The sequence below is a fragment of the Streptomyces gottesmaniae genome, from assembly GCF_031845845.1.
GTDB classification, from domain to species: Bacteria; Actinomycetota; Actinomycetes; order Streptomycetales; family Streptomycetaceae; genus Streptomyces; species Streptomyces akebiae.
Genome location: NZ_JAVRFJ010000006.1, coordinates 42666 through 55156, shown reverse-complemented (window position 1 = coordinate 55156; position 12491 = coordinate 42666). Strand labels below are relative to the sequence as shown.

The 12491-nt window shown below is 71.2% G+C and carries 15 protein-coding genes; 5 read left to right on the top strand and 10 right to left on the bottom strand.

Features of this window, described 5'->3' with window-relative positions:
• Window positions 1-18: 18 nt before the first annotated feature.
• Together RM704_RS09030 and RM704_RS09025 are read right to left on the bottom strand one after the other, a co-directional pair.
• Window positions 19-1275: an FUSC family protein gene (locus RM704_RS09030; protein ID WP_033528542.1), complete on the bottom strand. Its 1257-nt coding sequence runs from the start codon at window positions 1273-1275 to the stop codon at window positions 19-21.
• 105 nt (window positions 1276-1380) lie between these two features.
• Complete coding sequence (locus tag RM704_RS09025; RefSeq protein WP_033528543.1) at window positions 1381-1875, bottom strand: FBP domain-containing protein; 495 nt, start codon at window positions 1873-1875, stop codon at window positions 1381-1383.
• A 180-nt stretch (window positions 1876-2055) separates the two neighbouring features.
• Here RM704_RS09025 and RM704_RS09020 point away from each other — a divergent pair, with 180 nt between their 5' ends.
• Both RM704_RS09020 and RM704_RS09015 read left to right on the top strand, forming a co-directional pair.
• Window positions 2056-3030: a phosphotransferase family protein gene (locus tag RM704_RS09020; protein WP_033528544.1), complete on the top strand. Its 975-nt coding sequence runs from the start codon at window positions 2056-2058 to the stop codon at window positions 3028-3030.
• Window positions 3031-3124: 94 nt separating this feature from the next.
• A complete protein-coding gene (locus RM704_RS09015; RefSeq protein WP_033528825.1) occupies window positions 3125-3382 on the top strand; it encodes a hypothetical protein in 258 nt (85 codons plus the stop codon).
• 131 nt (window positions 3383-3513) lie between these two features.
• Here RM704_RS09015 and RM704_RS09010 read toward each other — a convergent pair whose 3' ends face one another.
• From RM704_RS09010 to RM704_RS09000, 3 genes are all read right to left on the bottom strand, one after another.
• Complete coding sequence (locus tag RM704_RS09010) at window positions 3514-4542, bottom strand: SDR family oxidoreductase (protein WP_033528545.1); 1029 nt, start codon at window positions 4540-4542, stop codon at window positions 3514-3516.
• A gap of 410 nt (window positions 4543-4952) precedes the next feature.
• A complete protein-coding gene (locus tag RM704_RS09005; protein WP_033528546.1) occupies window positions 4953-5618 on the bottom strand; it encodes an HAD family hydrolase in 666 nt (221 codons plus the stop codon).
• A gap of 42 nt (window positions 5619-5660) precedes the next feature.
• Window positions 5661-6710: a PHP domain-containing protein gene (locus RM704_RS09000; RefSeq protein ID WP_033528547.1), complete on the bottom strand. Its 1050-nt coding sequence runs from the start codon at window positions 6708-6710 to the stop codon at window positions 5661-5663.
• 146 nt (window positions 6711-6856) lie between these two features.
• Here RM704_RS09000 and RM704_RS08995 point away from each other — a divergent pair, with 146 nt between their 5' ends.
• On the top strand, window positions 6857-7093 hold the full coding sequence (locus RM704_RS08995) for a hypothetical protein (RefSeq protein WP_033528548.1): 237 nt from the start codon (window positions 6857-6859) through the stop codon (window positions 7091-7093).
• Here RM704_RS08995 and RM704_RS08990 read toward each other — a convergent pair.
• The 3 genes from RM704_RS08990 to RM704_RS08980 form a co-directional block, all read right to left on the bottom strand.
• On the bottom strand, window positions 7074-7811 hold the full coding sequence (locus tag RM704_RS08990) for a VanZ family protein (protein ID WP_033528549.1): 738 nt from the start codon (window positions 7809-7811) through the stop codon (window positions 7074-7076). The genes RM704_RS08995 and RM704_RS08990 overlap by 20 nt on opposite strands.
• A gap of 293 nt (window positions 7812-8104) precedes the next feature.
• A complete protein-coding gene (locus RM704_RS08985; protein WP_033528550.1) occupies window positions 8105-8761 on the bottom strand; it encodes a DUF4230 domain-containing protein in 657 nt (218 codons plus the stop codon).
• Window positions 8762-8802: 41 nt separating this feature from the next.
• On the bottom strand, window positions 8803-8943 hold the full coding sequence (locus tag RM704_RS08980; RefSeq protein ID WP_157856720.1) for a hypothetical protein: 141 nt from the start codon (window positions 8941-8943) through the stop codon (window positions 8803-8805).
• 14 nt (window positions 8944-8957) lie between these two features.
• Here RM704_RS08980 and RM704_RS08975 point away from each other — a divergent pair, with 14 nt between their 5' ends.
• Entirely contained in the window at window positions 8958-9926 is a 969-nt protein-coding gene (locus RM704_RS08975) for a ribose-phosphate diphosphokinase (protein WP_033528551.1), read from the top strand.
• 14 nt (window positions 9927-9940) lie between these two features.
• Here the strand turns inward: RM704_RS08975 and RM704_RS08970 are convergent, their stop codons facing one another.
• Window positions 9941-10324, bottom strand: coding sequence for an anti-sigma factor antagonist (locus RM704_RS08970; RefSeq protein WP_033528552.1), 384 nt, complete (start codon window positions 10322-10324; stop codon window positions 9941-9943).
• 156 nt (window positions 10325-10480) lie between these two features.
• Entirely contained in the window at window positions 10481-10909 is a 429-nt protein-coding gene (locus RM704_RS08965; protein WP_033528553.1) for a MarR family winged helix-turn-helix transcriptional regulator, read from the bottom strand.
• Window positions 10910-11025: 116 nt separating this feature from the next.
• On the opposite strand from RM704_RS08965, the gene RM704_RS08960 reads away from it, so the two are divergent.
• Complete coding sequence (locus RM704_RS08960; protein ID WP_033528554.1) at window positions 11026-12483, top strand: aldehyde dehydrogenase family protein; 1458 nt, start codon at window positions 11026-11028, stop codon at window positions 12481-12483.
• Window positions 12484-12491 lie beyond the last annotated feature (8 nt).

The window sequence follows — 12491 nt, the reverse complement described above, 5'->3', positions numbered from 1 at the left end:
GACGTCCGCGGTCCGGCGTCACTTAGTACGTCCGGCGAGGCCGGAGCGGTTCCGCCGACGGGGGCGCACGATGCGTACGCGGTCGCGCAGGTGCGTGAGCCGGGGGGAGCGCTCGCGCTGTTCACGGGTGCAGCGGTCGAGCTCCTCCAGCAGCCGCTGGGAGCGGTGCTCGGTGTCCAGCTCGTCCAGCATGCGGTTGACCTCCGTCAGCACGGCGCCGTGCAACTGCCAGTGGCTCGCGTCGCGCTGGACGTCCTCCAGGAGCAGTTGGGCGAGCTTGTCGCGGGTCGCGACGGCCGTCGACAGCTCCGCGGCGAGCCGGTCCTCCGCGGACTCGGCGCTGCGGCTGACGTCGGTGGTGACCAGCACGGCGAAACTGACCACCGCGTCGCCGATCTCGGCGAGCAGCCGCTCGATGGCGGCCCCCGCCTGCGCGGAGAACAGCGGACTCGGCTCCCGCTCCTTGGCCAGGTCGGTGAGGGTACGGGCCAGCACCCGCAGGACCACCGTGCAGATCTCCAGCGTGTCCAGGCCGGTCCGCAGCACCACCCGGTGCAGCAGGCCCTCCCGTACGCGCGGATTGAGCTTCAGACTGTCCTCCGCCTGCTTGAGGGCCGCGTCCACCTCGACGATGTCGAAGTCGAGCTCCCGGGCCTCGTGGAGCCGGGCCGCCGCGGCCTCCGCCGGGGTGCGGCCCGCGGCCTCCTCGCCGACCCTTATCATGAGCCGCCGCATCCGCCGGGCGAGGTCCTCGATGGACTCACCGGCCGCCTCCACCCAGACCGGGGGAGCGAGCAGCAGGTTGAAGGCGAGCCCCACGGCCGCGCCGATCAGGGTCTCCACCACCCGCGCCCAGGCCGTGTCGCCGACCCGGGTGACGCCTAGCACCAGCATCGCGCTGATCGCCACCTCGGGTACGAACTCGCTCACCCGCACCAGATGCCCCACCGCGAGCGAGGCCAGGATGATCAGGGCGAGGCTCCACCAGGTGAGGCCCACCAGGACACTGAAGCCGATGGCGATGACGACGCCGGCGACCACCGAGTTCACCCGGCGGATGCCGGTGGTGAGGGTGGCATAGAGGGTCACCTGCACGACCAGGAGCGCGGTCAGCGGAGCCGTCAGGGGCGCCGCCTCCGGACTGAAGTGCAGCGCCACCACATAGGCCACCGTGGCGGCCGCCGCCGACCGCACCGACTGGACGATCACCGGGTCCTGTCGCCATTTGGCGACCCGTGTGCCGATCAGGCCCCATACATCACGTACGTCTCGCATCCTTGCGCTGTTCCCGTTCCGCCGCTCCACCGAACTCCTGACCGAGGACAGTAATCACCTGGGTGATCGCACAGGGGGCCGCCGGACCGCGGGTTCGGGACGGGCTCAGTCGTACAGCTTCTCCAGGAACGCGGACAGGTTGCCCACCGTCCGGGCGATCTGTTCCTCCAGGGTGAGGCTCTCCTCGAACCGGGTTCCGGTGTCGAGGGCCTTCTTGCCGCGCACATAGAGCGAACAGGCGAGGTCGGCGCAGAGGTACACACCGACCGAGTTCCCCTCCCGCCCGGCCGCGCCCGCCTTCCGTGCCGTCATCAAGGAGACCCCGCCGCCCGGATGCGTCGTCAGACACACCGAGCACATGCTGCGATGCAGGAACCCGCGTCGCGCGGAGGGGAGCCGCAACGTGACGCCGACGAGTCCGCTCTCGCGCTCGGCGACCAGGTAACTCCGATCGGGCGCTCCCGGATCCCGCCAGCCGAGGAAATCCAGATCCGCCCACGGACGCTGCTCCAGATCGCGGGGTACGAAGATCCTCTTCGCCTCGCCCTTCGAGCAGTTGACGAACGAGGTGCGGATGTCGTGCTCGGTGAGTGCCTGCATGACGGGCTGTTCTCCTGTGAAGAGCGGTGATCGGAACCAGAACCTAGGGTCACTAGGTTTTCACCTAAGGTACGCGTAGTTTCAGTGAGGGGCCAATGGTTTTCGAGGCGCGGTTCCCGCGCGCGGACCCGACCTGGCACAGTGGGCTCGCACGGCTGTCCGGTTACCAGGGGGACAGGAATGGACGACAGGGAACGGGCGCGACTCGCCCTCGCGGCGGCGGGAGTGCCACCGGAGCGCCTTGCGGAACGACTGCCGCTGGGCGGCGGCACGTACAACACCGTCGAGGAGCTGCGCCTCACCGACGGCACCCGGCTCGTCCTGAAGGTCCCGCCACCGTCGTCCACCCCGGCCCTGGCCTACGAGAGCGAACTCCTCGCCGCTGAGGCCGAGTTCTGCCGGGTCGCCGAGACCGTCGGCGTCCCCGCGCCACGGGTGGCAGGAGTCGCCCTCGACGAGACCGCGCCGGCCGGCCGGCACATCCTGCTCACCCACTGCCCGGGTGGCGGATGGGACGGGCTCGCCGTCGGCCAGGAGGCGGCGCTGCGGCGGGAGTTGGGCGGTCTGCTGGCCCGGCTGCACCAGGTGACCGGCCCCGGTTTCGGCTACCCGTCCGGGACGTTCGGCCCGCTCACCGCCGACTGGCGCTCCGCCTTCACCGCCATGTTCGACGGACTGCTCACGGACGCCCACCGTTACGGGGCCTGGCTGCCCCGCCCCGTGGACGAGGTGGCCCGCACGGCGAAGGCGGCGTACGACGCCCTCGACGAGGTGACCGTGCCGCGTCCGGTCCACTTCGACCTGTGGCAGGGCAACATCCTCGTCGAGCACGGGGAGAGCCCCCGCGTCGGAGGTCTGATCGACGGCGAGCGCATGTTCTGGGGCGACCCGCTCGCGGACTTCGTCTCCCTGGCGCTGCTGGCGGACATCCGGCAGGAAGCCGACTTCCTGACGGGCTATCAGGAAGCGGGCGGGGAGGTCGACTTCACCCCGTCCGCCCGTCGGCGCTACGCCCTCTACCGCAGCTATCTCTATCTGATCATGCTGATCGAGGTGGTGCCCCGCGCGATGGACGACGAGCAGATCGCGTGGCGGCGGGAGGCGGTGGCTCCTCAGCTGACGGCGGCCCTGGACGAGCTGGTGGACCTCGCCTGACGAGCCGGGCCCACCCGGCGCACCGAACACCTGGTTTGAGGTGATCGGACCGAGGTACCCGCGCCCGGTGCACGACAGCAGGAAGGAGCACGCCGTGGACGAACACCGCCTGGAGGGTCCCGGCGAGCACGCGGACCCCATACCGAGGGACATGCCCGACCAGCAGGCGACGGAGGGCGAGGACCCCTGGGAGGCGGCCCCGACGCGTGCCGCCGAAGAGCGGGACGAGAGCGCCCCCGACGAGGCCGAGGACGTGCCCGACACGGACGAGGCCGGCACCGGGCGACAGGGCGCCCCGCAGTCGGGCTCCGTCAACCCCGAGCAGCCCGTGCCGGACGAGCCCTCCGGCTGATCCACGCCGGCCGGACCCCGGCCCTTCGCTCCCCGACCTGTAGAGACTCGGCAAACCGCAGAGACTCGGCGCCTCCCCGGTGGGACCCGGGGAGGCGCCGTCATGTCAGGGACGCGCCGCGAGGGGCGAACTCAGCCGACCTTCCGCCCCCGCAGCGGCTCCGTCTCCGCCCCGGCCCCTTGCCGCAGCCCCTCCAGGAACTCCTCCAGCACCTCCACCGCCGTGCGCTCGGGCCGCCAGCGCAGCTCGTCGCGAGCCTTCGAGCAGTCCATCAGCGGCAGCCGCAGTACGGCGTCGAAGAGATGCGGCGAGGCGGGCAGCAGCCGGAGGTTCCACGCGGCGGCGATCGCCGAGCGGGCCGCGACCCGGGGCAGCCGCACCGGACGGGACCCCAGCACCTCGCTGAGCAGCGTGGCGTCCACGGGCGACTCCGCCGCGAGGTTGAAGGCGCCGCGGGCATCGGAGTGCAGGGCCAGCAGGTACGCCCGGGCGGCGTCGTCGGTGTGCAGGGCCTGCACCTTCAGTCCGGGGATGTCGGGCAGGAACGGCAGCAGGTCGGGCCGGACCAGCTGCCCCGGCAGGAAACGCCCGCCGAAGATACGACGCTGCTCGCTCGCCGACTCCCGCTTGAACAGGAACGCGGGCCGCATCCGCACCACCCGCACCCCGGGGTGCTCGTGCTCGAAGGAGTCCAGGGCACGCTCCAGATACGCCTTCTCCCGGCAGTACGCGGCATCCGGCCAGCCGTGCGTCGGCCACGACTCGTCGACCGCGCGGCCCTTCGGCCCGGGGGAGTAGGCGCCGACCGACGAGGCGTGCACCAGGGTCGGGACCTTGGCCGCCGCCACCGCCTCGAAGACCCGCATGCTGCCCAGCACATTGGTCCGCCAGGTCGCGGCCGGATCGTGGGTCGGCTGGAACGCCCAGGCGAGATGGACGACCGCGTCCGCCCCCTCGAACTCCTTGACCAGGTCGGCCTGCTCGGACCCGACGTCCACGGCCGACCAGTCCGTCTTCGCGGGGGCCAGGTCGGGGACCCGCCGGGCCAGTCCCCGGACCCGGTCGACCCGCGCGTCCTCCGCGAGCAGCCGCACCAGACTCGTCCCGACATTGCCGGTGGCGCCGGTGACCACGATCTTCCCGCCGGATTCTCCGTTCACCGCGGACTCCTCTCTCGCGCTTCGATTGCTCCGGAGCGCCCACGAGTACCCGGCCCCGGGGGATGCACGCGGCCACTACCGGCCACCCCGGAGGGCGGGCGAACCGGCTGCCGGGCGGTCGTCGGCCCGGCCGGAGAAGAAAAAGGGGAAGCCCCGACCGGGACGGGGGAATCACGGTCGGGGCGGTCTGTGTGTGGGTGCGGATGGCGGTCGCCTCTCGGCGAAAGGCTCCACAGGGCTTCAGCCGAACGATCGTCCCTGTGGGCAAAAGGTGAGGCCCGGGGACACTGTCCCATCCACACCCACGGTTGGTTCAACGGGAAAGTATCAGTGGGTGTTCCTTCCGTATCGGGACAATGCCGGTGATCTGTGTCACGTCGCCCCGTGTCACCGCAGCGGCTGTCACCAGGTCATTCCTCCGGGCCCAGCGGACTCTCCTCCAGAGCGGCCAGCAGGTGGGCCGGATTCCGGAACACCGCCTCCGCGCCGGCCGCCTCCAGTTCGGGCCGTGGGATACCGCCGCAGAGCACCGCCACACAGTGCACCCCGGCCCGGACGCCCGCCCGCATGTCCCAGACGGTGTCCCCGACGAACACCGACCGCTCGGGCTCGGCTCCCGCCAGCTCCAGGGCCTGCTCGACCGGATCCGGCGCCGGCTTTCCCTGGGCCACGTCATCGGCGCTCGCCGTCGCCATGACGGCGTCGTCGGCGCCGAGCGCCCTGCGCAACGCGGTCAGCTCGGCCCCGTCCGCCGAGGTCGCCAGCACCACGCTCCAGCCCTGCCCGTCGAGCCGCCGCAACAGCCGCCCCGCGTCCGGCAACGCGGGCAGGCGATCGAAGTACGTCCCGTACAACGCCTTGTGCGCCGCACTCAGCGCGTCCTTCTCCGCGGGGTCCCGCCCCTCACCCAGCAGGTGCGTGACCAGATCACCCGACGGCAACCCCACCGCCCGGTGCACGTCATGCATGGCCACCCGATGGCCGGCCTGCCGGAACGCCTCCCACCAAGCCACCACATGCAGATGGTTGGTGTCGACAAGAGTCCCGTCGACGTCGAACACAGCAGCCTTCTTCATGGCTCACCCTCCTGGGAAACACCGACATCCACACCTGAACTGTTAAGCACCCCCCACCCCCACCCGATCAGGAAGCGACCGGTCCCGAGTCCATCCGAGAAGCTCGTCCACCCCCCACGTCGTCACCACCCGCTCGGCCGGAACGCCGCACTCCTCGGCCCGAGCACACCCGTGCACCTGCCAGGTCAACTGCCCCGGCGCGTGCGCGTCCGTGTCGATCGAGAACAGCGTCCCCGCCTCCACGGCCCGCCGCACCAGCCGCCGGGGCGGATCCAGCCGCTCGGGGCGGGAGTTGATCTCCACGGCCGTCCCGGTCTCCGCGCACGCCGCGAACACCGCGTCCGCGTCGAACTCCGACTCCGGGCGCCCCCGCCCGGTGACGAGCCGCCCCGTGCAGTGCCCGAGCACATCGGAGTGCGGATCACGCACCGCGGCGACCATGCGCCGGGTCATCGCCCGCGCGTCCATCCGCAGCTTGGAGTGCACGGACACCACCACCACGTCCAGCCGGTCCAGCAGCTCCGGCTCCTGGTCCAGCGAACCGTCGTCGAGGATGTCGCACTCGATGCCGGTGAGCAGCCGGAACGGCGCCCAGGTCTCGTTCAGCGCGGCCACCACGTCGAGCTGCTCCCGCAACCGCTCCGGGGACAGTCCGCGGGCGACGGTCAGCCTGGGGGAGTGGTCGGTGAGCGCCGCCCACTCGTGGCCGAGGCGCGCGGCGGCCCGGCCCATCTCCTCGATCGGGCTGCCGCCGTCCGACCAGTCGGAGTGCACATGGCAGTCGCCCCGGATCAGCGCCCTCAGCTCCGCGCCCGCGTCACCCTCGGTGAGGGGGGCCTCGGCCTCCTGCTCAAGTTTCCGCAGGTAGCCCGGCACCTCCCCGGCCAGCGCCTCGCGCGCCACCTGCGCGGTCTTCGGCCCGACCCCCTTCAGCGACTCCAGCGAGCCCGTGGCCGCCCGCTCGGCCACCTCGTCGGCCGGCAGTGCGCCGAGCACGGCGGCGGCCGTACGGAACGCCCGTACGCGATAGGTGGGGGCCCGGTCCCGCTCCAGCAGGAAAGCGATCCGGTCCAGGGCCTCGACGGGATCCATGGCACCTCCAGCCCTCCGCTTCCAGCGTCGCCCAGCCCCCGGGTACCCGCACGGCGGCCGTACGATCACCGGTGCCGTCGGACCGGCCGCACCACCCTCCCGGCCTCACCCGGTCACCGGACGCCGGACCGCTCTACCCTCGAGACATGACCGAAAGCGCGAGCCCCTACATTTCCCATCCCCGGGTCCTGGTGCTCGGGGTGCAGCCCGGTACGCCGCCGTTCCGGATCGTGGAGATCGACGGTCAGGTGGTCGGCGAGGCGAAGCAGCTGACGGACGTCCTTCAGGCGGCCGCCGCGTACGGGATCGTCGTGCACGACCTCGACGACCCCGACCAGGTCCGCTGGGTGGGCGGCGACAAACTCACTTGGACGTTGCGCTAGCCCTCTTGGACGCCGCGCCGGCCTCCTTGCGCCGGCTCACCCGCAGGCGCTGGAGCCAGGCGCCGAGCGGGGTCTTCCGCTGGACCGGTGTCTTTCCCCGAGCGGGTGTCTTTCCGTCGGCGGGCGCCTTCCCCCGAGCCGCTGACTTTCCGCGAGCCGGTGCCCCGCGCCGGTCCGGTGCGGGTTTCGGCTCCCGCGGCGCCCTGGCGTGGACGGCCCGGCCGAGGCGTCGGCCCAGCAGCAGATAGCCCAGCAGTGCGCCCGCCGTGTTGAGGATGACGTCGTCGATGTCGAAGGCCCGCCCGGTGACGAGCGCGCCCTGCACCAGCTCGACCAGCAGCATCATCAGCGCGGTCAGCGCCGGCACCCGCAGCAGACCGCGTGCGCCGGGCGCCAGCACGGGCAGCAGGATCCCGAACGGCAGGCCCAGCAGGATGTTCCCGCCGACCTGCTTGAGCGCGTCACGCGGGTCGGGGTGGTGCCAGTAGAGCTCCAGGGAGGTGCCGGGGCGGAGGTTGCTGTGGGTGAGCGCCTCCGACGCCGGGGACGGCCGGAGGGTGAGCCCGGCCAGCACCGCGCCGAACGCCACCATCGCCAGGAACGCCAGGGCCATCACCAGGAGCCGCAGGGGCAGCGGGAGTGGTCGTCGATCGCGCTCGGCGGCCTGGGTACGGCGGCCGGACGTGGTGGAACGGGATCGTGACGTGGTGCCGGCCATGCGACCCTCCCGATTCAACTTCCCTCTGTCCCAAGGTGGTTACCCCCGAAGAGGCCCGCGATGCCCGCCCCGGCGCCCCTCGCGCGAGAAGTCGCCGACCGGGATTCGCCGGGTTTCGCCCCGCCCCGCGTGGGCACCCGGACCGCGAGTGACAGGGACCCGCTCCCGTTCGAGGGGCGCCCATCGGGCGCCTGGGAGCGGCGGGTCGTGGGAGGGCGTGGACGTAGGCCGGCCGTGGACGGGCCGGCGTACGACGCGCCCTCCCCGCGGCAGGGGAGGGCGCCGGTGTCCGGTCAGGACCCGTAGGTCACCTTCACCTCCTTGAAGCCCAGCGACTTCAGCAGTCCTTCGAGCATGTCGGTGGTGTTGGCCTCGGCGCGGTCCGTGAGTTTGCTCTCCTTCGCCGCGTCCCCGATGTGCTTGACGGCGAGGCGCTGTACCGCCTGTTCGCCGTTGGGGTTGTCCGAGAAGAGGTCGCCGAGTCGGTCGAGCAGGCCACGTTCCTTGGAGACGGCGTAGGAGTGCTCGGTGTCCAGGGCCGGCTTGCCGAGCTGGGCGTGCGGGAGGTCGATGGTGGCCGACGTGCGGTCCTCGTTCATCTTCACGTCGTTCTCGCCGACCTTGCCGAGGTCGACATAGGCGTCCACGGTGCCCGCGCCCACGTACAGCGTACGGGTGCCGCGGATCGCGTCCGGCAGGTACTTGGCGTCCTTCTCCAGGTCGACGACCACCTGGAAGTTGCCCGAGGCGGCGTCGTAGCGGCTCATGTCCTGGATGGACTTCAGGAGCGTCGGTCCCGAGCGGTCGTGCTCCTCGGTGCCGAACACGTCGTCCAGCCCTCCGAAGACCAGCATCCGCAGCGCGGCCAGCAGCACCACGATGAGGATGACCACGGCGGTGAGCAGCTTGGCCCAGCCGGGCAGACGCGTGCGCTTGATGGACGTCGTCATGTCGACGGCCCTCCTTCCTGCTTCAACGAATGCCCTCAAAGTCACTGCGGGAACGCCGGGTTGGTGATTGTCCGCAGTTCGCCGTAGTCCGGGGGTGCGGGCCGTCCGGGGCGGCGTACCGGATCGGCGTACGCGAAGCGGCCAGTAGCATGAGCCGCGCCACCCGTAATGATCATGTTCATACGAGGAGCCGACCGTGCGTGACATCGCCGTTTTCACCGGCAGCGCCCACCCCGAACTCGCGGAGGAGGTCTGCGCGCACCTCGGGGTGCCGCTGAGTCCGTCCCGGGTGAGCCGGTTCGCCAACGACTGTCTGGAGGTGCAGCTCCAGGCCAACTGCCGGGAGAAGGACGTGTTCCTGGTCCAGCCGCTGGTCACGCCGGTGCAGGAGCATCTCGTCGAACTGCTGCTGATGTGCGACGCGGCGCGCGGTGCCTCGGCCGGCCGGATCACCGTGGTCATGCCGCACTACGCGTACGCCCGCTCGGACAAGAAGGACGCGCCGCGGATCTCCATCGGCGGCCGCCTGGTCGCCGATCTGATGGTGGCGGCGGGCGCCGGCCGGGTCCTCGCCATGACGCTGCACTCCCCGCAGGTGCACGGGTTCTTCTCGGTGCCGGTCGATCATCTGCACGCGCTGCGCGAGCTGGCCGCGCACTTCCGGCGCTACGACCTGACGCGTACGACGGTGGTCTCACCCGACCTGGGCAACGCCAAGGAGGCGGCGGCGTTCGCGCGGATGATCGGCGCGCAGGTCGCGGCGGGTGCCAAGCAGCGGTTCGCCGACGACCGGGTGAGCATCAGCTCGGTGATCGGCGAGGTCGCCGGGCGGGATGTGATCGTCCTGGACGACGAGATCGCCAAGGGCAGTACCGTCCTGGAACTCCTGGAGCGACTCAGGGAGTTGGGGCCGCGCTCGATCCGGGTCGCGTGCACCCACGGGCTGTTCGCGGCGGGCGCTCTGAAGCGGCTGAGCGAGCAGCCCGACGTCCTGGAGATCGTCTGCACCAACACCGTGCCGGTGCCCGTGGAGGAGCGCACCGACAAGCTGAAGGTGCTCTCCATCGCCCCCGCGCTCGCGGAGGCCGTACGCCGTATCCACAACGGCGAGTCCGTCAGCGCCCTGTTCGACGCGCCGGCGGGCGACGGGGGACAGCAGGGCTGACGGGCGGGGCGGGGTCATAACGTGCCGGACGCGGCTTCGGGCTGTTCCAGGGCCGCCTCCAGGGACGGGGCGGGCGGCAGCAGCCGGGCGAGGCCGGTGACCTTCAGGACGCGCAGGGTGAGCGGGTGGGTGCAGACCAGGCGCAGTTCGCCGTCGCGGTCGAGCACCCGCTGCCGGGCCCGGTAGAGCAGCCGCAGCCCGGAGCAGTCGAAGAACTCGACGTGCCTGAGGTCGATCACGATCCGGGCGCCGGGGTGGCCGGTCGCCGCGTCGAGATGCGGAATGATCTCCACGGCCGCCGCGATGTCGATCTCGCCGTGCAGTTCGAGCACGGTGTGGCCGCGGTCCGTGCGGACGCGCAGGTACCCGGTCGCGGGCGGTGTGGGGTCGCTCGACACGACGGCATCGCCTCCTACCGGACTCTGTGAGGGGTGCGAGGGCAAATCCCTTCCCCGCCCTGCAAGTTACCCTCGTCAGAGTGAATTTCAGCATGTTCGATTGACATATGTCTTCGATTTCTCCGGCAATCCGTCCGGAGTTTTGCGCAGTGCCCCCTACGACAGCGCGTGCCACGCCTTGGACAGCGCCTGCCGGAACTGCTCGGCCTGGTGTGCGGTGAGGCCGCTGATCATGCGTTCCTCCAGGTCGCGCATGGGCTCGGCATAGCGGGCGAGCACCTCGCGTCCCTCGTCGGTCAGCAGGATCAGCAGCTCGCGCCGGTTGCGCGGATTGCGCTCCCGGCGCACGAGTCCGCGGTTCTCCAGACTCCGTACGAGATCCGCGATGGACTGGGCGGTGACGAACGAGTCGCGGGCGAGCTGGGCGGCCGACAGTCCGTCGTGGCGCTCCAGGACGGTGAGGGACGTGTACTGCAGGGCAGTGATCCCGGCCGGCTTCACCAGCTCGTCCAGGTGCGAGCGGACAACGAGCTCGACCTGCTTGACCATGTAGAGGAGGGAGGGAGGTGCCTTGGTGCCGACCATGGGGTCAGCGTAAGGCATTGACAGGAAACCTGTGTGTAATGAAACTGCGAACCAACAGGAATCCTGTTGGTTGAAGACTTGGCGATCAAGGCTGTATCAAGGCTGAGGAGTGGGCAATGACGACCACCTTCGAGGACGAGCCCGGGCGGCTGTTCATCGGTGGACAGTGGCGTGAGGCGACCGACGGGGCGCGCACCGACGTGATCGACCCGTCCACGGGCCAGGTGGTCACGACGGTCGCGGAGGCGGGCGCCGCCGACGTCGACGCCGCCGTGCGCGCCGCGCGTGAGGCCTTCGACAGCGGCGCCTGGTCCGGGCTGAGCGGCCGTGAACGCGGCCGCGTCCTGAACCGCGTCGCCCAGTTGATCCGGGAGAACGCCGACGAGATCGCGGCCCTGGAGAGCCGTGACGTCGGCAAGCCCATCACCCTGGCCCACGCCGTCGACGTGACGAACGCGGCCAACGACTACGAGTACTACGCCTCCCTGGCCTGGTCCCTGGACGGCTCCGCCCGCGACGTCCCGAACAACCGCCTCGCGTACACCAGGCGCGGCCCGATCGGTGTGGTCGGCGCGATCACCCCGTTCAACTTCCCGCTCATCCTGGCCGGCACCAAGATCGCCCCCGCCCTCGCGGCCGGCAACACGGTGGTGCACAAGCCGGCCGAGGAGACCCCGCTCAGCGCCCTCTACATGGCGGGCCTCCTCAAGGAGGCCGGCGTCCCGGACGGCGTCTACAACGTCGTCACGGGGACGGGCCCGGTCGCGGGCGAGGCGCTGCTGCGCAACCCCGGTGTCGACAAGATCGCCTTCACCGGCTCCACCGCCACCGGCCGGCACGCGGCGAGCGTCGCCGGCGAGGGGCTGAAGCAGGTCACCATGGAGCTGGGCGGCAACGCGGCGCACATCGTCTTCGAGGACGCCGACCTCGAGAAGGCCATCGGCGCCATCATCGGGGGCTTCGTCTACAACACCGGCCAGTTCTGCATGGGCGGCCCCCGCCTGCTCGTCGCCCGTTCGGTCCACGACACGGTGGTCGGCATCCTCGCCGACGCCGTGCCCGGTGTCCCCATCGGCGACCCCCGGCGGCCGGAGACCGTCATCGGCCCGATGGCCGGCGAGCGGCACCTGAAGAAGGTGGAGGAGTACGTCGAGCTGGCCCGCAAGGAGGGCGGCCGGATCGTGTGCGGCGGCGAGCGCCTGGACCTGAACGGCGGCTACTACTACAAGCCGACCGTCATCGCCGACCTCGCCAACGACTCCCGGGTCGTGCAGGAGGAGGTTTTCGGACCGGTCCTCACGGTGCAGCCCTTCGACTCCGAGGACGAGGCCGTCGAGCTGGCCAACTCCACGCCGTACGGCCTGGCCTCCGGCATCCAGACCACGAACCTCACCCGCGCCCACCGCGTGGCCGACCGCCTCCAGGCCGGCATCGTCTGGATCAACGACTGGCCGATGCTCGACCCCGCCGTGCCCTTCGGCGGGGTGAAGGCCTCCGGCTTCGGCCGCGAGTACGGCCCCGAGGCCCTGGAGTCCTACACCAAGGTCAAGTCCGTCGTCGTCTCGCTCGGCTGAGCACCTTC